The organism is Anaerococcus sp. Marseille-P9784, from assembly GCF_902500265.1.
In the GTDB taxonomy this organism is placed as follows: domain Bacteria; phylum Bacillota; class Clostridia; order Tissierellales; family Peptoniphilaceae; genus Anaerococcus.
The window spans coordinates 205,747-228,911 of sequence record NZ_CABVOZ010000002.1; the positions used below are offsets into that span (position 1 = coordinate 205,747).

Annotated in this window: 24 protein-coding genes and 5 pseudogenes; 1 reads left to right on the forward strand and 28 read right to left on the reverse strand. The window is 31.9% G+C overall.

The genetic code is table 11. From position 1 onward, the window contains the following. Positions 1-505: 505 nt before the first annotated feature. The 17 genes and pseudogenes from GAN53_RS04830 to GAN53_RS04905 form a co-directional block, all read right to left on the reverse strand. Positions 506-1,099 carry a DUF4357 domain-containing protein gene (locus GAN53_RS04830; RefSeq protein ID WP_225791824.1) on the reverse strand — a complete coding sequence of 198 codons (594 nt, stop codon included), beginning with the start codon at positions 1,097-1,099 and terminating at the stop codon, positions 506-508. A 36-nt stretch (positions 1,100-1,135) separates the two neighbouring features. After that, positions 1,136-1,396, reverse strand: a complete 261-nt coding sequence (locus tag GAN53_RS09835) for a hypothetical protein (RefSeq protein ID WP_225791825.1) — start codon at positions 1,394-1,396, stop codon at positions 1,136-1,138. Positions 1,397-1,407: 11 nt separating this feature from the next. Continuing rightward, positions 1,408-2,063, reverse strand: a pseudogene (locus tag GAN53_RS04835) (recombinase family protein); the annotation flags it as partial. A 15-nt stretch (positions 2,064-2,078) separates the two neighbouring features. Next, the gene (locus tag GAN53_RS04840; RefSeq protein WP_151409822.1) at positions 2,079-2,585 is read right to left on the reverse strand and encodes a hypothetical protein; all 507 of its coding nucleotides are present in this window, start codon (positions 2,583-2,585) and stop codon (positions 2,079-2,081) included. A 10-nt stretch (positions 2,586-2,595) separates the two neighbouring features. Beyond that, positions 2,596-3,342, reverse strand: coding sequence for an alpha/beta fold hydrolase (locus tag GAN53_RS04845; RefSeq protein WP_151409823.1), 747 nt, complete (start codon positions 3,340-3,342; stop codon positions 2,596-2,598). Positions 3,343-3,470: 128 nt separating this feature from the next. After that, the gene (locus GAN53_RS09840; protein WP_318655659.1) at positions 3,471-3,713 is read right to left on the reverse strand and encodes a class I SAM-dependent methyltransferase; all 243 of its coding nucleotides are present in this window, start codon (positions 3,711-3,713) and stop codon (positions 3,471-3,473) included. 386 nt (positions 3,714-4,099) lie between these two features. Next, complete coding sequence (locus tag GAN53_RS09755; RefSeq protein WP_192574100.1) at positions 4,100-4,237, reverse strand: hypothetical protein; 138 nt, start codon at positions 4,235-4,237, stop codon at positions 4,100-4,102. A 107-nt stretch (positions 4,238-4,344) separates the two neighbouring features. After that, positions 4,345-5,208, reverse strand: coding sequence for an MBL fold metallo-hydrolase (locus GAN53_RS04855; RefSeq protein WP_151409824.1), 864 nt, complete (start codon positions 5,206-5,208; stop codon positions 4,345-4,347). A gap of 266 nt (positions 5,209-5,474) precedes the next feature. Further along, a complete protein-coding gene (locus tag GAN53_RS04865) occupies positions 5,475-5,927 on the reverse strand; it encodes a GNAT family N-acetyltransferase (RefSeq protein ID WP_225791827.1) in 453 nt (150 codons plus the stop codon). A 13-nt stretch (positions 5,928-5,940) separates the two neighbouring features. Then, positions 5,941-6,432, reverse strand: a pseudogene (locus GAN53_RS04870) (methyltransferase family protein). A gap of 8 nt (positions 6,433-6,440) precedes the next feature. Continuing rightward, complete coding sequence (locus GAN53_RS04875; RefSeq protein ID WP_151409825.1) at positions 6,441-7,382, reverse strand: alpha/beta hydrolase; 942 nt, start codon at positions 7,380-7,382, stop codon at positions 6,441-6,443. 73 nt (positions 7,383-7,455) lie between these two features. Beyond that, entirely contained in the window at positions 7,456-8,082 is a 627-nt protein-coding gene (locus tag GAN53_RS04880; protein WP_151409826.1) for an L-2-amino-thiazoline-4-carboxylic acid hydrolase, read from the reverse strand. 52 nt (positions 8,083-8,134) lie between these two features. Next, positions 8,135-8,962 carry a class I SAM-dependent methyltransferase gene (locus tag GAN53_RS04885; protein ID WP_099320451.1) on the reverse strand — a complete coding sequence of 276 codons (828 nt, stop codon included), beginning with the start codon at positions 8,960-8,962 and terminating at the stop codon, positions 8,135-8,137. 81 nt (positions 8,963-9,043) lie between these two features. Next, positions 9,044-9,682 carry a DUF6796 family protein gene (locus GAN53_RS04890; RefSeq protein WP_151409827.1) on the reverse strand — a complete coding sequence of 213 codons (639 nt, stop codon included), beginning with the start codon at positions 9,680-9,682 and terminating at the stop codon, positions 9,044-9,046. Between the two features lie 131 nt (positions 9,683-9,813). After that, positions 9,814-9,933, reverse strand: a pseudogene (locus GAN53_RS09965) (ABC transporter ATP-binding protein); the annotation flags it as partial. Next, positions 9,927-11,648, reverse strand: coding sequence for an ABC transporter ATP-binding protein (locus GAN53_RS04900; protein ID WP_151409828.1), 1,722 nt, complete (start codon positions 11,646-11,648; stop codon positions 9,927-9,929). The gene GAN53_RS04900 and the pseudogene GAN53_RS09965, both read right to left, overlap by 7 nt. Beyond that, the gene (locus GAN53_RS04905; protein ID WP_192574094.1) at positions 11,632-13,386 is read right to left on the reverse strand and encodes an ABC transporter ATP-binding protein; all 1,755 of its coding nucleotides are present in this window, start codon (positions 13,384-13,386) and stop codon (positions 11,632-11,634) included. The genes GAN53_RS04900 and GAN53_RS04905 overlap by 17 nt, the downstream gene beginning before the upstream one ends. 160 nt (positions 13,387-13,546) lie before the next feature. On the opposite strand from GAN53_RS04905, the gene GAN53_RS04910 reads away from it, so the two are divergent. After that, a complete protein-coding gene (locus GAN53_RS04910; protein ID WP_151409830.1) occupies positions 13,547-14,539 on the forward strand; it encodes a helix-turn-helix domain-containing protein in 993 nt (330 codons plus the stop codon). A gap of 259 nt (positions 14,540-14,798) precedes the next feature. Here the strand turns inward: GAN53_RS04910 and GAN53_RS04915 are convergent, their stop codons facing one another. The 11 genes and pseudogenes from GAN53_RS04915 to GAN53_RS04965 all read right to left on the reverse strand — a co-directional run bounded on the left by GAN53_RS04915 (position 14,799) and on the right by GAN53_RS04965 (position 23,163). Next, on the reverse strand, positions 14,799-15,293 hold the full coding sequence (locus GAN53_RS04915) for a hypothetical protein (protein ID WP_019132833.1): 495 nt from the start codon (positions 15,291-15,293) through the stop codon (positions 14,799-14,801). 429 nt (positions 15,294-15,722) lie between these two features. After that, positions 15,723-15,941: a helix-turn-helix domain-containing protein gene (locus GAN53_RS04920; RefSeq protein ID WP_004830100.1), complete on the reverse strand. Its 219-nt coding sequence runs from the start codon at positions 15,939-15,941 to the stop codon at positions 15,723-15,725. A 310-nt stretch (positions 15,942-16,251) separates the two neighbouring features. After that, complete coding sequence (gene ltrA / locus GAN53_RS04925) at positions 16,252-18,111, reverse strand: group II intron reverse transcriptase/maturase (protein WP_151409831.1); 1,860 nt, start codon at positions 18,109-18,111, stop codon at positions 16,252-16,254. Positions 18,112-18,835: 724 nt separating this feature from the next. Then, a pseudogene (locus GAN53_RS04930) lies at positions 18,836-18,964 on the reverse strand (Maff2 family mobile element protein); the annotation flags it as partial. A 1-nt stretch (position 18,965) separates the two neighbouring features. Next, complete coding sequence (locus tag GAN53_RS04935; RefSeq protein WP_000373440.1) at positions 18,966-19,277, reverse strand: single-stranded DNA-binding protein; 312 nt, start codon at positions 19,275-19,277, stop codon at positions 18,966-18,968. A gap of 189 nt (positions 19,278-19,466) precedes the next feature. Then, the gene (locus GAN53_RS04940; RefSeq protein WP_151409832.1) at positions 19,467-19,742 is read right to left on the reverse strand and encodes a hypothetical protein; all 276 of its coding nucleotides are present in this window, start codon (positions 19,740-19,742) and stop codon (positions 19,467-19,469) included. 18 nt (positions 19,743-19,760) lie between these two features. Continuing rightward, positions 19,761-20,576: pseudogene (locus tag GAN53_RS04945) on the reverse strand (VirD4-like conjugal transfer protein, CD1115 family); the annotation flags it as partial. A gap of 11 nt (positions 20,577-20,587) precedes the next feature. Then, the gene (locus GAN53_RS04950; protein ID WP_008902105.1) at positions 20,588-20,773 is read right to left on the reverse strand and encodes a transposon-encoded TnpW family protein; all 186 of its coding nucleotides are present in this window, start codon (positions 20,771-20,773) and stop codon (positions 20,588-20,590) included. Positions 20,774-20,884: 111 nt separating this feature from the next. Then, positions 20,885-21,892: an ORF6N domain-containing protein gene (locus GAN53_RS04955; RefSeq protein WP_019192819.1), complete on the reverse strand. Its 1,008-nt coding sequence runs from the start codon at positions 21,890-21,892 to the stop codon at positions 20,885-20,887. A gap of 21 nt (positions 21,893-21,913) precedes the next feature. Next, complete coding sequence (locus tag GAN53_RS04960; protein ID WP_001222545.1) at positions 21,914-22,237, reverse strand: hypothetical protein; 324 nt, start codon at positions 22,235-22,237, stop codon at positions 21,914-21,916. A gap of 173 nt (positions 22,238-22,410) precedes the next feature. Continuing rightward, positions 22,411-23,163, reverse strand: coding sequence for a phage replisome organizer N-terminal domain-containing protein (locus tag GAN53_RS04965; protein ID WP_151409834.1), 753 nt, complete (start codon positions 23,161-23,163; stop codon positions 22,411-22,413). Between the last annotated feature and the right edge of the window lie 2 nt (positions 23,164-23,165).

Consider the following 23,165-nt stretch of genomic DNA (forward strand, 5'->3'; position numbering starts at 1 on the left):
TTGTTGATTAATTTTTGAATATCTTCTATGTTTAATGTAAAAATGTAATTAGATCATTTATTACTCCTAGTTGTCTTTGTGGTTAAAAACATTGTGCTAGTTTGGATTTCAAATGACCTTTTCTTTTTACAATATTATACAGACTTATCCAATATATTTATTTAAATAAAAAAATTAAATAGAAAGAATTAATTAGTCCAATTTCATTTTACAAATAATATGAGATTTAATTAAAATATAAGAAAAATAATGACAGAAAAAAATATTTTGACAAGGATATTTTATATTATTGAAAATGAAAGTGTTATTAGAAAATTGATAATATAGAATGGATTATAGATCATAAAATTTATATACTTTATTTTTAAGACTCTCACTACCTTGATATAATTTAATATACTAATTTACAAATGACTATTTTATGCTTTTGAACACCCTCTTATTACAGGCATTAAAAGGTATAAAAAATAGACGATATCACAATTGCTAATCGTCTATTACTAGTCTATCTCAGTTCTTTTTCCTCTAGTTCTTTTAGTGTAGTTCCATCTTCCATTTTCCATTCAGTTTTACCATTTCTACTCATCCCAAGTACAAACATAGCTGCATATGATGGACTATTGAATAAATAGTTTTTTGTTAGTTTACCATCTATTATTTCATTATTAGCTTTACATTTATCTCGTAGTTTTTTTATACTATTTGGTAAACTTTTTGAATCAATCATCTCTATCATACTATCTTTTAATACGACAAATCCTTCACTTGTTCTATTGCATTTAGCATTAATAATTTTTCCTGATTTTTTCGTCTTAGTACTTAGATATAATATTTCATCATCATCGATTTTATTTTCTATTTTTAATTCTTTCTTAACTATAGGAACAAATATTTTATAGCCTAAGACACCAAGAACCATTTTAGAATATTCTACAAAATCTTCCAATTCTGATTCTTTTTCTTCTGTTACATGTCCAGGGTTTGGATCATTTCCATTTCTTACTTTGTACCTATCTACATCTATAGCCATGTTGGTGAATTTATTTTCTAGATATGAGATTTCTGTAGGTCCAAATGAGTTATTTTGTGTAGTTAACATGACTGCATCTGAAAAATAAATTTCATCTTTTAAGTGTTATGCTACCCTAAATAGAACTCCCTCACCATTTTTTCTTATTCCAGCTTGGCCTATATATACTTCGTCATCTCCATCATCATTTTTACCAAATAAAAAATAAACACCACTTTGTTTTAAATCTTGTCTGTCCTTACATTTTTCAAGATATGGTCTTGGGACCTGATAGGCTAAGCCTGTCCAATTTGATAACGTACACTTTATTCTACCAGTAACTTCTCCATCCATTAAAAAAAGATTAAAGTTCTTACTATTTTTCATATTACTATTTATCATCCTTTGTCATAAATACTACACTCTCCACATGCATTATCTTTTGCTTGGGAACATAATTTTTTATCCTCGTCATTCTTGTAGGAACACAATTTATTAATGTCATTGTCTTTGGCATTCTTTCTTTTATCTTTAAAGTTATTAGAATCTTGACTATCTTTAACTCCTGTTTTGAAATAGAATGTTAAGTCATAAGGATGAACTTTTCCGTCTTTGTCAATTCTACCCACCACGACTTTATCAACTATGCTTTCAAATACTGTTCTGTTAAATTCCTCTATAATTTCTCTATTCTCTAACACCTTTTTAAATTGCTTTAATCTTTCTTTAATAGAGTTTTCATCTTTTATCGTTAGTTCCAGTGTTTTCTTTTCATCGAGTAATTCTTCTTTTTGTTTTGTAAGTTTTTTATACTTTTTAGCATAAACTTCTTCGTCTATACTATCTTCCAAATGAAGATCAACTAACTTTCTTTCTTGACTAATGATTCTATTAAGCTGGTTTCCTATCTTTTTCAGATCTTTAAATAAAGTGTTATCATTAATTTCTTCTTCAACAATTTTAAAAAGTCATCTATTATTGTTGAATCTGCATTACATAATTGCCTATAGATTTCAACAAAAACTTTTTCTATTACCACTTCTTTTATTCCTTTCTTTCAAATTTTATTTTATAATCCAAGTAGAAGCACTATCCACGCTTCTACTATGGATGCGATTGGAATTAGTAATAATGGCATCAAGATAAAATGTTCTTTAATAGCCAAATGCTTCATCCAATTTCCAAATTCGTAGTCCTCATGTCCTTCTGTACCTGGTATTACTATCTTATCCTTGTACTTTCCTTGGAACAAAAGTACATCCAATAGAAGGAAATCTCCCAAGTTTAATATTATCCACTGAATATAGCTCATCCAGAAAAGATCTCTAAGTCCTCTTATTCCCGTATGTAATAGAGAGGTCACTCCATATATAAATACGATTCCTAAAATTATAAATGTAAGTATTAAATTTATTCTTTTCTCTTCTTTTGTCATCTTTTCTGGAGCCGAATTTTGTATTTTCTTTGGATAGGAATCAAAGAAAAATCTCGGGTTAATCAGTACAAAAGCTGCCACTGAACCGTTAAAGATAGCAGCCATTGCAATTCCATCTAATATTGCTCGTGTTATATCCATAATATTCTCCTTATTTGTTTTCCAAAAAGGCTTTTAGCTTCTCAGCGTATTCTTTGGGATGATCGTGGAGAAATTGTCCATGACCCATTCCTTCAAATATTTCTGTTTCCATTTGTGGAAGATACTCTCTTAATATCTTTTCACTTTTTGCAGGGATTGGCTCTTCGCTTCCCCTCCAAAACATTATCGGACTTGAAAACTTAATTAAACTCCTTGGAGGCTTGTAATGATAGATAAAGTTACAGGCGTTTTTAATCGTATTTTTTGAAATTTGCGGATACATCATTTCTATTATGCTTAGATTATCCTTGCCCATAATTTTATCTAATAAAAATTTAGGTATTGGCTTTTTATTTTTGATTCTACTTGTCCCAATGATAAAAGCATAGGTAAAAGGCGTTGCCATTAAGCCTAATTCAGCAGTAATCGCCGCATCTAGTAGGACTTTTGAAACAGAAATATTTCCTCTTCCAATTAGTTCAACTGCGATGGTTGCTCCCATAGAAAATCCGCATATTCCACAGACGCTCCCACCCATTTCATTTAATATGTAATTTTCTATTGAATCTATGGTTTCTTTCAAGGAAGTCAAGTCTTTGGGGTTTGTACCATAATGACCGTCCAATTCGCAAAAAATCACATAGTAGTCTTGTAAATAAGGAAGCAGCGGTTTGAAACATAGGTCCGCAGTAGAGGCAAGTCCGTGAATAAATAACATTGACTTCTTATTTCTATTTCCATAGCTAATAAAGTTCATTTAATTCCTCATTATATAAAAATTTTTCTATATCGCCATAATTTGATTCCTTTATCAAATCATGTATTGCAAAAACGCTGCCTTTTTTAAGTACAAGAAAAGTTTCCAATAGAAGTTTCTGTTTATTATCACATTATATTGTGATAAACGTAGTTGCTTGTTACCTCATCGAATCTTTCATCTTTAAATGGAAGTTTCACAGCATTTCCAACTTCAAATCTCGCATGGCAAACACCTTCAGCCTTTGCATTGTCTTGGCGGATTTTTTTAGAAAACTCACCTTTGTATGAACCGCTCCAAGTATCACAGCCAGCATGGTTGCTTTTGAATTTCTTTTTGCACAAGCAATTGTAAGTGCACCGCTGCCACATCCTAGATCAAGTCCAACTCTACCGTCTGGTATCTCAACATATTGAGTGCTCCTTCTATAATAGTTTTGGCGTGTTTCCTCTTGCCCCTATAGTCAAAGGTTCGATACATAAGGGAGAGCATAATTGAAAAGAATAGAAGTATAAAGACTACAGTTCCTAAAATAATTCCACAGATAATCCTAGAGCTTCCACTGAGAAAAAAATTTGTCTCTGCAAAAATCATAAATAAAATAAAAGTGATTATAGTCCCTCCTATTACATTCTTAAGTAAACTTATAGGAACCCAATTTCTATAATCAGGTTTTGTTTTTTTATCAAAAAGATTGTACTCTCCATCCTTGTGTAATGAATTTTTCTTACCAAAGCTTGCACTCTTATCAATATGTTCAAAAATCTTTTTCAGAATAAGGATGCATTCCGCTATGTCCTGTACAAACATATTTTAAATCATAATCTTTTAATCTATCTTTTAGTTTAGCTGAAGATTCTTTATTCTTCTTTGGGGTCTTGAGTGAAAAAATCAAAATTCATTCTTGCCTCCTTTATTTGAAGTAAAAAAAGGCGACAGAATTATTATTTTTCATTGTCTAAATTCTTAGATTAGTAGTTTGTTTCCCGTAAGCATATCTGTTTAACATCTTTCCAGTAAAACATTCCTTGCCTTGTCTTCTGTATCGTCTTTTTCATCATAGCCATCATAGGGTGCCTTGAGGTCATGGACTTTGGGTTTCCTTTTTAACCCATTGCAGATCTCATCTGTATGAGAAAAAGCAAAATCTATATCATCAGTCCAGCCCGTATGTCCTGTTATAATTTTTAACTTTAAATTTCTCTTTTTAAGTGTTTCCTCTAACTTTTTAAGAGATTTAATTTGTAATTTTTTATCTTCTGCAAGAATGTTCAAAAATGCGTAGCCACCATCTGCTCCAAACCAAATCGTGTCACCTGTAAATAAATATGCATCATCAATCAAATATACAAGATGTCCCCAAGTATGCCCTGGTACAAGAAATGCTTCTATCTTAATATTCCCTATATAGAAAACCTGCCCATCATCAACTAATATTTTTTTATTTTCCATGTGAACTTGTGGCAGTTTAACTAATCCGCCAAATACTTTACGCTTTTTACGACCTTCTAAATATTCATTTTCGATTTTCCCAATATATATAGTGGATTCGCTAAACAATCCATCACTGCCTTTTTCAATAGCTCCCACATGGTCTGTGTCTTGGTGGGTAATTAAAATTTCCTGAATATCTTTCGGATCGATATCAAGCCACTTCATTTTTTCTACTAACCTATCATAATTATAACCTGCGTCTATCATAATCGTGTAATCGTCTTTTTTATAAAAATAAATATTGGCAACATATTCTCTAAGGCAACTTACTCTCTCATCAATATGCCCTGTATTTAATGGCTTAAATATTTCTTTCCCACGAAACAGTAAAGACATGACTTTTTCTTGCATTTTAGATTCTATTTTTGACATAAATCCTTGCCCCATGCTTCTTTCCTAAAATTGCATTTTTATTGATACTCATCCTTGTATTCTTCTTTTTCTTATCTCTTTTTATTTCACGTTCACATTATTAAATTAGATACTCTAAGCAGCACATCAAATATTTGTTTTTTGAGTTTTAAACTTTAGTAAAAGTCTTGAACTCCTTATATTTACATAACTATTTGCCTCTATCACTATTGTGACACGAAATCCATAAGTTGGCACCTATTTTTAAAATAGGTGAATTAATGTTTTTAGAATTTATGGTAAAAACAAGCGGAATCTTCCAAATCCCAAGCACCTTCTTTTACATAAAAATTATAGGCTCGCGAATTTTTTAAAGTAGTAAAAAATGCACCACTTATATCTCTTTGCTTCAATTGTTTTATACTCGTTTGGTAAAGTTCTTTTGCTAAACCAGTCCCTCTATATTTTTCAGAAACAAAAAACTCATCAATGTAAAATGTTGATTCAGTAGAATATCTTCTTATGTGACCAATTATTGCACCAATTATTTTATTTCTATCAACAATCACATTGCCAAAAAATTTAGGGAAACCTAAAATATCGCTTAAGGATTCCAAGGCTGTTTCTTCTGTCCACTTATTATTCCAAGGTGGAGCATTATAGACAGCTACCATTAACTTTGCTAATTCTTCTAAATCTGATCTTAAAATTTTTCGAATTTCTATATTAATCACTTCCATATCAATCACTTCCTTATTTTTTTCTGGGCCATGGTATTACTCTGTTTACTTCTTTTAAATATTCTTCATATTCTTTGCCAAATTCATTTTTTAACCATTTTTCTTCTGTGTTTTTCATTAATATTGTTAAGAAAGCCCAAAAAACTAATGGCAGTATTAACAAAATACAGTTTGATGTAAATAAAAGTATAGCTGTAAATATAAATAAAAATGCTGAATAGACGGGATTTCTTACAATGCTGTATACTCCAGTCGTAATCAATTTATTCTCTTTAACTTTTTTATTTATTTTCTGAAATATAACCGCTTATATCCATAAATATAGTCCGAGCATTATAAAGAGAATTCCTTATATAATAAATATAATTTTCCCTTTACTTAGTTCACCTTGATATAGGTATCCCTTAATATGAAGGCATATTCCTAATATTGTAAGAATTAAACAAGTAATTACATATATAGGTCCAACTCCAAATGAAGGCATTTTAAATTCTTCCGATTTCATTTTCTTCTCTAATATTGTTTTAACAATTCAATAATTTCATCTTGTGCATTTCTTCCTTCTCTAAAAAATCTTAAAAGTGGATAACAGTGGCACATTCCTTCACCCACAATGATTTTATATGGAGCCTTGTATTTTTCCATTGCCTTTTTAAAGTATTCTGCAAAAGCATAAAGGCATTCATTTTCGCCGTAATAAAAGTAAGTTTTTGGAAAATCTGAAAAATCTCCCTTTGTTCCGTCTAACATATATTCAGGTAAGTCTTCATCTCCCTTTACGATTTCCCTTGCAGTTTTAAAATAGCTAGGTTCAATCATTATGTCTTTATGGTTAAGGGCATTTAATTTTTCCCATATTTCTTTATTTTCCTCAAGACTTACATCTGGAAGTCCACCAGGAGATATTGAAATTATTTTCCCAGCCATTGGTAAAGGTCTGCCTAATGCATTATTATGTAAAAAAATTCCAAGGGCTAAACCAGCACCTGATGAAAATCCGAGGACACTTATGTTCTCCGCCTTATAAGTTTGGGTCATCAACCTATAGGCTTCAAAACATACTTCATAGGTTTTATCCACCTTTACATCTTCAGAGCAAAGGGGATAAAATAAAAACCAAACATCTTTGCCGGTTTTTTCCATTATTCTTTCTGCCAAAGCAAAATCCAATTTGTCCGGTGGTGTAATCATTCCTCCGCCGAAGAAATGTAGGACTGCTTCCTCTGCATGACTCTTATTTTTTTGATATGAAAGGAGCCTGTAACCCATTACGTCTCTTACAATGAGATAGTATTTTTTTCTCTCGGCTCTCTTCCTTGCCTTATCTAAATCAAATACCGCCTTTGCGTTTTCTTTCTTTGCGTACTCTAGCATCTCTTCCTTGTTCTTTAAAAACATTTTTTTGACACCGGCAAGTCTTACTATTGCCGATGCAATTTTATATGTAACGCTCATTTCACACCTCCGACTGATACTCAAATAATCACAATTTTATAAGTTTTTACCAATACTTATACTTGTAACTTCTTCATTCTTTATCGCCTGTAATAAAATAATCACAATAATCTGCTCCATTTGCTATGGTCCCTTTTCTGTGAAGTACTCCATGTTGAAGGCTTATCATAAGCTCATCAAGTTCACAGAATAGCGGCATTAATTCATCTACCCCAAGCTTTTTAGTGTATGTACAAATAGGACAACGAGTAATTCTGTAATAACAAGCGCCCTCATATGGTTCACCCACAAAATCAACTTTAAATGACGTAGGATATAGCTTTTCTTTTTCCTCTGTATACCATTTATAATACTTAACTATATTTTTCTTATTAGCCTCTTTTCCTCTCCTAGTATTTAGATTAGTTAATGAAAAAAACCATTTGACATAATACAGAGAGCGACGCATCATTTCCTGGATGGTCTCTGGTGCAATTTCTTTTTCGCTTGCTAAATATGGCGCAACAAATACAAGAGCGAACATCTCATTGTATGCCATTGGATTGTCATTGCCGATATCATCCATATTCTCAACCAAATCTCTATAGACACCTTTGCTCTTTCTAATAATATCCGAAGCATATACTTTGCCATACTTTTCTATAAGAACTTTTTTCATCGGCCTTTTAAATAGCCAAAAATAAAAACCATTGTATTTCATCTTGCATACCTCATCAATTTTCTAAAATTTTTATACTAATTTATATACAATTTTATTTTCTCCCAATAAGAAGAGCTGAGCCAGAAAGTCCAAGGAATAAAGATTCTTTGTGACTCATAAAAAGACCCTTTGTTGTATCAATTAATTGCACATCTTCGAAGCCATCTTTTTTCAGCTCTTCCATAAATTTATTCATATCTCCATATCTTGATCTACTCATCAAATCATGAATAACAAAAACTCCACCCTTTTTAAGTACACGTAATGTTTCCAGTAAAAGTTTTTGTTTATTTTCCCCCGTTATATTGTGATAAACGTAGTTGCTTGTCACTGCATCAAAACTCTCATCCCTAAAGGGAAGTTTTACAGCATTGCCCTCTTCAAATCTCACATTTTCTATTCCCTCTAATTTTGCATTATTTTCACAGAGTCTTTTAGAAAATTCACTTTTATATGAACCGCTCCATATGTCGCAGCCCACCATAGTCGCCTTTGGATTTTTCTTTGCACAAGCTATGGTAAGTGCACCGCTACCACATCCTACATCTAATCCCAGACCATCATCTGGAATTTTTACATAATCGGCAGTCCTTTCTATAATTATTTTGGCAAGCTTTCTTTTTCCATTGTAATCAAAAGCCCTATATAAAAATCTCATCCAGCTTGCAAAGAAAATAAGTATCAACGTTACAAGCCCAAGAATAAGGGCACATATTAGACGAGTTCTTCCACTAAATACAAAATCACTGACACCAAAGGCTATAAATAGGATAAAAGCTACAAGGCTTGCAAATATTAAATTCTTTAACAAGCTTTGGGGAACCCAATTTTTGTAGTCAACCTTTGTTTTATCGTCATCCATAAAATTTACTTGTTTCATAAAATTTTCTCCTTTAAATAATAAATTATATAAAATTTCCCTTGTCTACTAAAATAATAATTTTGTCTTTGACTATATAACTTATAAATTCATATTAGTACAGTGTATCAATAAGGTTAGGTAGTAAATAAAATATATTATGTTAAACCAACCTCCGCGGATAATCATGTGCAGTCCCTTTGGTAATCTTCCAGTAAGAGGAGTAAAAAGCAAAAGAAATATAGGTGTAAATAAGACTTGCCATCTTGGAAATACTGTGTATCCAAATAAAATTACCAAAGTTAATCCTATGTTTGCTAAAGCCATAATAGAAAAAACTATTTTTGCTTGGAGTTTTAAAAATTTTAAAAATTCATCAAAAGCTCCTTTGTTTTCGTGCCTTGATAAAAGACCTAAGTAGGCACATTGAATGTGATAAGTGCCCCCTAATATCATGCCAAAAATATTTATTAAAAATACAAACCTAGCAAGATTTAAATACTCTTCTTGTATGCTCAAAACAATATGGAAAAATCCAATACAATATATAAAGGCACATATTGGACCTAAAAGACCACCAATATATAATCTTTTTATGCTGACACTTTTCATTATGCCAATAATACTATTTATAGTATCCTTGCCATCGTAATCCTTTGAATCATAATATAGAGTCATGTCTCCCAAAAACATTAGAAATGAACCCAAAAGACCAATTAATATACTCTTGTATAAATTCATAATTAAACGCCTCCTTACACTCGGATGATATTGATTATCAATTTAATTATAGCATATAACGCTGATTTCTTTCAATTATATGATTTGCTGCGTTAAACTAAGCAAAAAGTTAAAGGCAGTCCGAAGACTGCCGATATTTTTATCATATTGGAATAATCCATAACACTTTTGGGTTCTTCGAAATAGACAAACGGAGAATCCTTCCACATAACAGATGCTATTGCAAGTCTTTGCTTCTGTCCTCCTAATAAATAAATTCTTCTGCCATTTTTGTTTTTTCTATTAAATTCTTGTAAACTTTTGATTTTTGTAAAAGCTCTTCATGCTTACCTTCACTTTCTACTTTTCCGTTTTCAAGAACTACTATCTTGTCAGCATTTTCTATGGATTTCATTCTGTGTGAAATGATTACAACTGTTTTATCTTTAATCAAATTATTTAAAGACTCTTGAATCTTTTTCTCGTTGTCAACATCAAGGCTTGCTGCTATCTCATCTAAGATCAATATCGGTGCATCTTTTAAGAAGGCTCTGGCTATTGATAACCTTTGTCTTTCTCCACCTGATAGTTCAGCACCGTTCTCACCAATAACTGTATCGAAACCCTTATCCATTTTTTCTATAAAATCTGTGCAGTTTGCAAGTTTCGCTGCTCTTTTAACCTCTTCGTCACTTGCATCTTGCTTACCAAGTCTAATGTTTTCCATAACGCTTTGATTAAAGAGAACCACATCTTGGAAAACTATTGAGACCTTATCAAAAAGAGATTCTGTTGATATTTCTTTTATATCTTTGCCGTCGATTAGGATTTCTCCATTGTCATAATCATAAAGTCTTGATATAAGTTTCAAAATAGTTGTTTTGCCGCATCCGCTTGCACCTACCAAAGCAGTGACCTCTCCCTGCTTAGCTTTAAAGCTTACACCATTTAAAACTTTTGCGTCTTTATTGTAGGCAAATTCAACGTCTTTTAGATCAATATCAAATTTTTTCAAATTATAGTCTTCGCCTTCTTGTAAATCTTGATTTTGGATTTCTTTTAGTCTTTCAATCTTTGGCGTTAAATAAAATATTTCCATCAAGCCCTCTTTAGATGCATCGAGAGAGTCTTTTATCTTCATAGCAGCTAATAAATATCCTACAAGGTATAGAGAACTTATCTCTTTATTAATAATTAGATTTACGCCAACAAATATTACTACAGCAAGAGATATAAAGCTAAAAATTGATGAAAGTGACATAGTTAAAATATTTACTATCTCTGTCTTTAAGTGCACTTTTTCACTTTTATCCATTTTTTCATAGAGCTTTTCTTTCATTTCCTCTGATAAGCCATAGGCTTTAATCTCCATTTGCATCTCGATATTTTCTTGAAAGCTTTCAGAGTTTTCTCTTAAGACCCTATAATATTCTTTCTCTCCCTTAACTGAATGTTTTTTAGATAGTGGTATAAATATAAAGCTTAAAAGAGATGGAATAATTACAGCTAAGCCCATCTTGACATTGCTCACTAGCATCATAATGGATATTAGTGGGAAGAAGAGTGCCATACCGCCCACTTTTGGTATTGAATGGCTCATTGCATGCTCTATACCTTCAATATCAGACATGATTGTCTGCGCTAGGTCTGAAATATCATGCTTAGAAAAGTATGATAGAGGTAATTTTGATAAATTTTCTGCTGTCCTTATTCTTAAATCTGCACTTTCTTGATATGTTGTGCTGTATAATTTATCGTATTCGATAGAAAGCAAAATATACATTGCTATTAAGGTCAAGGCTGAGAATGCTATATAAAATCCCTTGCTTCTACCAATATTTTCCAAAACTTCCTGAGCAAAAATCATTAGTAATATCGCTGGAAGCATGTTTATACAATAAACGAAAAATGAAGCCAGTGTTGCTTTACTTAAATTTCTCGCTCCTTTATCTGTAAGAGCAAATCTTTTTTTATAAAACTCCTTCATTTGAAACCCTCCATTCATTCGCACTGTTAAAGAGCTCTTGCAATCTCTTATACCTTGTATCTCTTGACATTAATTCTTTGTCAGAGCCTCTTTCTATAATTTTTCCACTATCCATCACAATAATTTCATCAAGGTCTTTAATTGTTGATAGCCTGTGAGCAATCATGATAACTGTTTTATCTTTCATAAGATTTTTGAAAGCTTTTTGTAGTTCAAACTCGTTATCTGGGTCAATTGATGCTGATGCTTCATCCATAATAATAATTTTGGAATCCTTTAAAATTGCCCTGGCAATTGCAATTCTTTGTTTTTCTCCACCAGATAAATAAACTCCCTTTGAGCCTATGATTGTATTTTCTCTTTCTGGGAATTTGTCTAATATCAAATCGCATCCTGCTAATTTTAAGGCTCTCATAACGTCATCTTTCGTCGCTTCTTTATTAGCTAAGGCTACATTTTCATAAATGCTTTTCTTGAATAATTTTGAATCTTGAAAAACAAAGGAAATAGCTTTAATTAAGGCTTCGTCAGAATATTCACTTATTGGAATCCCACCTATCTTTATGTTTCCTTCATTAACATTGTAAAAACCTGATATAAGTTTTGCTACAGTTGATTTGCCTGATCCAGATGAACCGACTAGTGCATAGGACTTTCCTTCTTCTAATTTAAAGGATAAATTTTCAATGACAGCTTTATCGTTATAAGCAAAGCTAACATTCTCAAAGTCTATATTATAGTTTTTAAAATTATTGACATTACCATGCACTAATTTGTCTTTTTGCATATCTTCATAAAGTGCCTCTAAAGTATCTACTGCATAATTGCCTTGAGAAATGTACATAGAGTACCACATCATTCTCATAAATGAAACAAAGAGAACTCCCGATAAAAATAAAATCATGATAAGCTCAAGTAAAATTACTTTGGCGCTAGCTAAGCTAGCAATAAAATAAACTATTGGAATGATTAAAATTGCAATCAGTCCAAAAAATAGCCATTGATACAAAACATAAGGTTTTTTACAAGATAATGAATAATCATAAGCATACTTTGAGTAATCTTTTATCGCCTTATAAAAGCTTTTAAATGATTCGACATTTGCTCTAAATATTTTTACAACCTGCATTCCTCTAACGTATTCAACAGTCTCTGCACTTAATTTAGATAGCGCTTCTTGGTATATCTTCATAAATTTTTGCTCGCCCATCATTGCCCCTATAATTAAGCCACCAATTATTGTAAGAGCAAGCAAAGTGATACCAACTCTTATGCTTACTATAAAGCCTAGCACAAGGACAAGTATAGGTGTAACTATTGCCTGAGAACTATCGGGTATCATGTGCGCTACCACCTGATGAGTCTGTGCTGCATTGTCATCTATAATCTTTCTTATTTGACCAGATGGATTTAGGTCGAAGAACCTAAAACTAGCTTTTTCCAGACCATCGATTCCCCTTTTCCTCAAATTTGTTTCAAGCCTAAATCCCAAGATGTGTGAAAACATTCCTGAAACAAAATAAAATATCGCTCCACTTGTTAGTGTTATAACAGATTTTAATGCTAAGCTCTCTGCACCGGATAAATTTGAATTAATTATTAACTTATCTAGAAATTTGTAGATTAAATAATATCCATATACCGTAAGTAGAGCAGATATAGCAGAAAAAACTATAGCTAAAACCCCAAGATATTTTTTATCCTGTACATAAGCAAATAGTTTTTTGTAAATCTTCATAATCATATCTCCTTTCCTTGATATCCCTTTTAGATATAAATTTACTTAGTTGATAATAATTATCATTGCTTTTCTATTATACATTGGTTATAATTACTAATACAATAGTTTTGAATTAATAAGTCTAATTGGAATATTGTCTAAAAGGGATAGGTGTATTATGGCATATTACGATTTTGTAAAAGAATATATGAAAGTAGATGAATGTAAAAATAATAAGAAGTATTCAAGTGCAGGCCACACTTTTTGTTGGAAAAAAGAGGATTCAACCTATGCAGAAGGCCTATATTGGTTTTATGAAGGAGATGGATTTATTATCGATATACATGATTTTTATATCAAAGAGGAAGTAGTTCAAAATAGCACTTATAGTATGTCAGACTATGTTTCAATTTATTCTAGTTACATTGTCAGCGCAAATGGAGAAAAGTTTAATCCGTATCAAACTATTACCGCAAACTCTTTATGTACTTTTGATTTTGATAATATAAGAGACGATTTTGTTTTTTTATTACACGAGAATTGTTGTTATCTTGCTGTTTCCATTGGTTTTAAAAAAGAGCTAATAGAAAAACATTTAGCATCTATTAACATTAATCCAGAATCATTTTATTCAGCTTTACTTCAACCGAATCAAATAATTCTTACAAAATCCTTAGAAAAAGTGGCAATGGAAATATTAAATTGTAAGATGGACGCTCCTGCCGCTGATTTTTTCTTTAAAGCCAAGGCAAATGAGTGGATAAGCATAGTAATAGATACCTACTTAAATAGAAAAAAATATAAAATTGAATCTGATGATAATAAAGCACTTGAAGATGTAGCCAGATTTTTAGATGATCATTTCGCCATGAATGTAAATCAGGAAACTCTTGAAAAAATATCTAAAATGAGCGGAACAAAATTAAAAAATTTGTTCAAAGAAAAATATGGACAAAGCATTACAGAATACACCCAAAGAAAAAGAATGAATGTAGCTGAGACTCTTCTCTTAAATACCGAACTACCTATAAATAAAATTGCTGAATCTGTAGGATACTCATCCCATAGCAAATTCTCCATTTATTACAAAAGATACAAGGGAAAACTTCCTAGTGAGGTTCGTCATTTAGCTTGCGACCATTACAATTTAAATTGTGATTGTTGTGATTAAACTAATTTTTTTATACGCCTTTATCTTATATGAATTTGCATGTATAGATATTTGTATAGGAATGGTTCTTGTCTTGTTTTTAAGATATGCTCACATTCATTAGATTGAAGTTTCTTTCGTTTATATTTCACTCTAACCCATCTTCATATAACTGTTCATGGCTTATATCTATTTCTGATAATTGGTTTTTTTAAGCTACAGCCCCTTAAAACAAATAGCCAAGAAGTCGAATTGAACATTATAAGTTATGAATTTCTAGTTAAACCAAAACGGTCAGTAAATATGCCAAAATTAGGCTCACGAAAAAGAAGATTATAATTTTTGCAATCTGACTTTTCCCATTAAAACCAAAATTATCATAACCCTTAGCACCAACCGTCTCTGGGTAAACTTTAGTCGGCAATTTTAACTTGGTAAGCATGAGATAATCAAAAAAGATAATATCAAAAAGCTTATATCCTTCAAATAGTATTAAAAATCTAACAAAGGCTTGCTGAAAAGTTAAACTAAATTTTACTGTATCAACAATTGCCCAGCCTAGAACGGCTGCAATGGCTAGCAATCCAAGTATCATGATAAGTCCGCCGATTATATTGACCCAAATCGGTTTATCTGGCAACTTACTCATCATAACTTTGATATCATCAGGTGCGCCGAAATGCTTCGAGCCAAATTTCGGTATAATAAGTATAAAATTCATCATCATAATTGATGCTGTTAAGCAGATGATTGTTAACATACCAAGTGTTTTCATCAATTTAGTTTACCTCCTCTCTTGAAGTATAAACCATTTCGTAAATGGGAGCAATTTTTCTTAGTTGTGTCAACTAAATTCGTATAAATTTTCTTGCTAGTATTAGTGCTATACTTTTTTACAATTTATATAGTTGTTTAAAATCTATAATCACAGATGTCTTCTTGTCAATGTAATTATACACATACAGGCCATGTATTAAGAAGTTTTGTAAATTCTCAAATAAATTACTCACAAAACTTTGGATTCCAATCTAAAAGATATTTACAAAATCATTGACAAGATATAAAAACACCCTATATAAAGATTACAATTCTAAAATTGTAAGTAAGCTATCACAAATTATACATTATTTCAATAAAATTTTAGAAACCTTTATTAAGATTTTCTTTGATCCCTTGTAAATCAAGTGTAAAGAACTATAAGAATTTAAATCTCTTGTTCAAATTCATCTTCAAAACTAATAATATCATTAGGAGTGCAAGATAGAGCCTTACATATTCTTTCTAAATTCTTAAATGTAATTGGTTTATCCTTGCCCATTTGTGCCATAACATTTGTTGTAAGCCCTGCCATAGCTATTACATCAGTTTTCTTTAAACCTTTTTTTGCTAACTGTATCCATAATGGTTTATAGTTAAGTGCCATAATATCCCTCTTTTTATGTTCATTAGATTTATTTAATTATAGCATAAATATTGATTTCATTCAATCTTACATTGATTTAGTGATTTATTTTAGAGAATTTGTTGTGTTATTCCGTCCTTATTTTGCCATAAATTGCTTAATACCTTGAGATTTAGCACCAGATAGTGATAGGTAATCCTTTGATGTTATCTCCGGATTTTCCCCCACTTCACACCGTGCATGCGACTTTCACCGCACACGGCGTTCCATCACAAGAAAGATTTTCACGTTTTAACTAAGACTTACACACTTCGTAACAAATTATTTTTTTCTAAATTAGTGGCAATCCTGCCATTTTTCTAAGCTTATTACATTTCTCGATCTGCTTGACCGTTAAGCCAAGCTCTTTTATATATTTTTGGATTGTATCTTCTTTTGTTGCATGGATAAGTATATGAACTGCTTCTGTAACAAGAATTAAGTTGCTATAACTGTCTGTACCGCCTTGTTCAAGCGGTATCTTGTGATGGCAATGTATATCATTTGGTGTAAGTTTTACACCTGTTACCCCACATCTGCCATATTGAGCTGCAAAGAGCGAGATTCTGTTGTCTGCAAACTCTATACTCTTATCAAGTACAGGATGTCTCATCAACCAAACAAGTGTATCTACATCAATTTGCAGATTTTTATGAATAAAAGCTCTGCCCTTTACAGTGTATTTATTTACAACCTTTTTCTTGTGTTTTGCGTCCTTTGTCCTAATATATCCAACTGGAATTAGCGGATGTCCATTAAGGAAGCGAAGCTGTTTACTTTTTCCATATTTTTCTTTGATAAATCCTTTGTTTAGCGTTCCACTGGTTTTAATATCAAGTCTGTTGTTCATCTGCTTTTTAATGTGAAAGGCTATTTTAGCAAAGTCCAAACTTACATTTGTTGCTATTTGGTAGTAATTATGCAAGCCTGAAACAGTGGCATTATACTTGGCTATTGCTTTGTACTGTTCCTTTTCGTTTGCAGGTCTTTTTATATCCGCCACACATTTAGAAATATTTTCTTTTGCATTTTTCAGTGCCTTATCACTTATATGCGACTGTACAACAAACTTTTTGCCTTTTGGTTTAACCTTCAGCTTGAAACCTAAGAACTCCGAATACCTTTGTTTTAGATTTGTTATTTTAGATTTTTCTTCACTTACATTTAGTTTTAATCTGTCTTGCAACCATTTTGTAACTGCCTGATAGGTTCTTTTTGCATCGTAGTAATTACGGCAAAATATCTTAAAATCATCAGCATACCTTACAATATATATTTCTTTTAGGTTGCTTGTTCTTAAAGCTCTGTAAGTATGGCTTTTTATCTCTGTTCCTTGACTGTTCGTTCTCTGTTTATATGGATAATGCGTGGGCATTGTCAGCCATTGAGATGAAACCCACCAATCTAATTCGTTCAAGACTACATTAGATAGTAGCGGTGATAATATTCCGCCTTGTGGTGTTCCCTTTGTTGGTGTAATTACCTTTTTATCGGGCATAACTATGTCTGCTTTAAGCATTTCCTTAATGATACAAAGTAACTTTTTGTCATGGATTCCTAAATTCCAAAGCTGCCTTATGAGCTTTGCATGATATACGTTATCAAAAAATCCTTGTATATCAATATCGACTACATAGTGTAAGTGCTGTATCTGCATTAGTCTTGCACATTCTGCAATAGCGTGTTCCGTACTCCTGTTAGGTCGAAACCCATAGGAGCTGTCATGAAACTTGGCTTCACATATCGGCTCTAATATTTGCAAGATACATTGTTGTACAATTCTGTCTACAATAGTCGGTATTCCTAAAGGTCTTATTTTCCCATTAGGCTTTAGTATCTCCACTCTCTTTACAGGGCGTGGCTTATACCAATGAAACTGTTTTTGTATGAGAGAAATGTATTCTTCTTCATTTAGCCTTGATAGATGTTTTATTGTTCTGCCATCTACTCCGGCTGTATGACTGCCTTTGTTCCCTTTGATACTGCGATAGGCAAGTTTTATATTTTCTCTTGAAGTTATCAACTCCATTAAATTTGAAAATACTTTATTCTTACTGCTATCTTCATATAAATCATCAAGGACTTTTTGCAAGTCATAGTATTCCGTATAACGGATTTTGCTTTGTTTCAGTGTTTGTTTCGAAGTGGACACAGTCACCATCTCCTTTCGGATTTGATTTTCTTTGTCATACTCGAAGCTGTGTTTGTCTTAATTTCAGTTCTTGTACTTTCCTGTGACTGGTGGCTATCCCTCCACGAACTTATTATTTTCGCTTCATAGGTACTGTGCCACCGCTTTCACCAAGATAAAGAACGGTTATATGCTGTTTTTACAGTCATTTTCCCATTCAACACTTCTTTAGCATTAGACTGCTTCCGTGTTCTTGGCTTACCACGTTCCGACAATCTTATCATTGAATACGTTTAGGTTCTTCCTCTAAGCCTGTGTTTAGTTTTCACCATATCGCCTGTAACGATATATGGATTTTCATAACAACCATTCTTACTCATCCACAAACACCCCATCTTTGATGGGAATTGCCGTTAGGCAAATTCAAACGTTTAGACCCTTACATTCGGAAGTACGTCAGTGCTTTGGTATACACATTCTCACCATGCGTATTCGACACCCGACATATAGGTAGCACCGTCCACCTCTGGACAGCTTTCGTATCTGATGTTAATATCAGTCTTACGGCTACTCTCTGCCGACTTCACCGAGCTTTTGACAATGAAATAGTCTAATATTCATTGCCAATCGGAGTATCAGTGTAGGCATTTCAGGGCGTTACCCCGTCATTCTACCTATCAGATTGCCAGTTCTCCTAAGTTTTGAACTTTCAGTCCTTCGACTTAGTGCATAAGCTTTTCACTTATGAACGTGTCGCACGGTTATCATTACCATAACCTTCCATTAAGTTAATAACTCCCCATGCTCCTAAACCTGCACCAATTGCAGTTACAAGTGTCTTTAAAACTCCAACTCCAGCTGTAAAAAATTCCATATTATTCCTCCTCGTTTTCTTTCTTATTTTCTATTTTATTTAATGATTTAACTATAAAATTCTTGTAGACCTTATCTCCTTTTTTGTTTTCTTTGAAATATCCAAAGACATGGATTAGATCTCCTTTTTCAAATTCTTTTGCAATTTCTACCTTTTCTCCATATACTGAGCAATTTGTATATTCTTTGCCTTTTCCATATTTTTTTACAAGAGCAAAATTTGCTACTTGAACACTTTCTCCATCTTTTTCAAATTCTGAAAATTCAGCTTCCTTAACTAAATTTGCATTAATATTTATCATTTCTCTATCCATTAATTTCTTCTCCTTAATCTATAAATTTCAATTAAAAAAGCGACTGAAATTATATTTCAATCGCTAAATGCTTTATATATTAAATTGTTTAAGTGGGACTTCTTATCCTTACCATTTTTACCTCCTAATTTTGAGTATAAAAAAAGACGATAGAGTTTTTAATTTCTATCGCTCATTAATACCTTATTTCTAGTCTTCTAAAATTGATACTTCAAGGTCTATCGCTTTAAATGTAACAGTTATTCCTACTTGGTCCTTTACTGTTTTTTCAAATAGCTCAGCTACATCATATGGGGACATATCATATATATCTTCATACCATTCATTACTTTCATCGTACATTGTCTCACATATTGCTTCAATATAATTTTTCTTATCCCTTGTGAGTTCTGTATCACTTTCCAGAATAAACTGCTCCCCATTTATATTTAATATAATTAAAGATGATTTTCTATTTTCACACATTTTACTTTCTCCATAAAATCAAATGTTTAACCTATTTATCTTATAACTTGATTTTAACCTTACCTTATCTCTATTTGTTAAATACTCTTCTACATCAAACAAGTTTTTCTTATCATAATCTTCCAATAACTTATAATTCTTATGCTTTGTAATATCAAATTTATCAGACAAGAAAGGTCTTACTCCTCTTAGCTGATATATACACTTACCACCATCCATTACAGTTATTTCATCTTGGCTCATAAGTTCCTTCCCAGTCTTTTGGTAATTTAAGCCAAAAGATTTTTGGTTGGATCTTGTTTCTGATGTGTTATATAGGTCTATGGTTTCTTTTCCTAAGGTTTCTGATAACTCTTTTACTGTTGTTTTTTCTTTTCCTCCTAAGAAAAGTGTTGAGTCGCAGTTACCAACTATTGTATCTGCATGGTCTTTGTAAATTGCTTTTAATTGAGATTGCGCTTGCAGTATTATACTTGCTGATATTTCTCTTGAACGAATTGTTGCAATCAATTTTTCAAATTTAGGAATCAAACCGATATTTGCAAACTCATCAAGTAGACACCTAACATGAACAGGAAGTCTTCCACCATACACATCATCTGCCTTATCACATAGTAGATTAAATAATTGAGAATACATTATTGAAACTACAAAGTTAAAGGTATCATCTGTATCTGATATTATTACGAATAAAGCAGTTTTTCTATCTCCAATTTTATCGAGCTCTAATTCATCTTCGCTCATTAGTTCTCTAAGTTCTCTTATATCAAAAGGTGCAAGTCTTGCTCCACATGATATTAAAATTGACTTTGCAGTTTTTCCTGTAACAACTTGTCAAGGACTTTCTAATCATTTTTATCGTCTTTTTGATGTTTTTCCCTCTCCATTTCTCTAAGCATTATCCTTTTCAATTTATCTTGCATGGTTTCAGTCGCATTTTCATTAAAATGGACAACAACCTCATAAGTTGCCTTTCCAATCTTCTTTATGGTCTTTGTTCCTGTATTATGTTCATTTTTATTTTCGTGCATATTAGTTTCCCTCCTGTTAGTTGCAATCAAAAAAAGACGATAGAGTTTTATTTCTACCGCCTTTCACAAGTCTTGTAGCTATTCATTTAATAACGCTTTGCCATTTACATATTAAATTTTCAAATCCTTATTGTTCAGCATTCCGCCAAACATCGTATGATACATATCCTTGGAAGATTCCTCTATCTTTGTAATACTTGATATTTTATTTCCTGCATCTTTTGATGATGCTCCGCAAAGATAAAAGGCTTCATTTTCTGTTCCATAGTCAATAGCAATATACCTATCGTGATATTTTTTACCTGCAATTTTCATCTTCAGTCTGATATTAGGGTAATCTTTTCTAAAATCGTTTAGGATATTTTTTGTCAGCATATCCTTGTTTTTTACATTGTCGCTAAAGACTATAATTTCAACATTGTCTTTTGCAGCCCTAAGAAGTTCTAATGTTTTTAGCCCTATATAGTTATCTATCACATAAATACTTTTCTTTGCAGACTTATATATTTTTGTATAGGCAACATCTGCTTCAATCTTATCTCCGTTCATTAAAAGGAAATGCTTGTATGTGTCCGGATCTATAAAATTATCCATAACCTTTTTCAAATCTTCTTTTGTAGCTAAAGTACTAATTTTATTGTTTATTGTTGCTATATCCTTTGTATTTTGGTTTGTCTGTACTGCTATTTGTAATAATTCTTTCGAGGTGATAAAGTCTTGGTTTTCAACTATAAAATCTTTCATCTGCTTAAACATTCGTATTAAAGCCTTGCTTTGCTTGACAGCAAGTTCTCCTCTTAATACAGTCATCAGCATATAAATACCTTGTTCTGTAAAGGCATAAGGCATATATCTTCTACCGCCTGAACCTTCATCTGATTTTGAGGTCAAAAATTTTGACCTCAAAAATTCCCATTCATTTTTGGTAAGTTGAAATCTAAAATCTTCATCAAATTTTTCTATGTTATTCTTAACTTGCTGATTAAATGTTTTTGTTTCATACCCATATATTTCAGCAAGTTCAAAGTCAAGCATAACCTTTTGACCTCGTATATAGTAAATCTTGCTTTTCATTGTAGTTTCATCTATCACTACAATTTCTCTGTTTTCATCTGCCATGAAATGCCCCTCCAACATTATCTAAATTCTTTTATATTTTTCTACTCCGCCTTCAGCTTTTCCAATGTGTTCCACATTTTTTACAAGTCTCTTATTGACATTTTCATAAAACCATCTGCCAATCAATGCCGGCGGTGTTGCGATTAACTCTCTTAAAACAAATTCTTTGCCTTTCGGTAAAGAGCTAATTTTGTTTAATAAGGTAGTATATAGGTCAGCATAGCTTGTATTTTCTTGTAAACTGCTACACTTACAATATTCAGTAACGCTTGGAAAACCTCCCTCTATTGCTTTTTTAGTTAAAATTTCAAGTTCTTCATCGGTTACAGTAAATTGAATTCGCATTTATATATCCTCTCCTTATAACTGAGTTTATTACCATATCATTATCATCTTATCATAAATACGATATTTTTTCCATACTGCAATTTTAAGCCCTATTTTACACTTTGCTATAGTCTGATACCTATTTTATTATTAACACTCTTAAAAAGCCTTTCCTCCGTCTTATACGAGGTCTACAGGTGTTCCCCCTTGTCATAATCTTCAAGGGTATATATTTTTGATTTATGGCTTTCTTTTAATTTCCCTTTGTCTTGTTCGTACCAATGAACTAAGGTCGCATAATGATCTTTATAGTTTCTTCCCGTGCTTTGCATATAGGTTGACAGCTTCTCTATCATTTTATCCCTATGACCTTGCATTTTATCCTTTAATTTTCCATATTCTTCATCAGTTAAAGAAACATTTTTATATTCTCCATAAAGGGAGGGGGATATTTTTTCTTTCTCCCCCTCTTTTTCTAATTCTATATCTATCTCTTTATCTATCTCTATATCTACGTTGCAGTTTTGTTGCAAAAGGTTGCAAGGTGTTGCATCAGTGTTGCATTGCAACACTTTTTGTCCTCTTGATTTCCTCGAACGCCTTGTAGACGCTGTTTCTGAACCTATAAGACTTGGGATTTCTGTTAAAAAATACTCGTCATTTTCTGTGATTATCTCCATCAATCCTTGTGATACAAGATAATTTACTGTAACCATTACATCATCTTCCGTTTCATCAATCGTTAATGCAAGCTCCTTGATAAAGTCTGTTTCTACTCCGTCATAATACAGCTTCCCACTATCTTTTAAGCTAAGTAAAAGCAATTTGAGGTAAATGATTGTATATGTATCTCCTCCTGATATTTTTCTTAGCCTTTTGATTCTCTTATCTGTAAAAAAATCTTCTTTCAATTTTAACCAATAGTATCTTCTGTTGTCTGCCATTT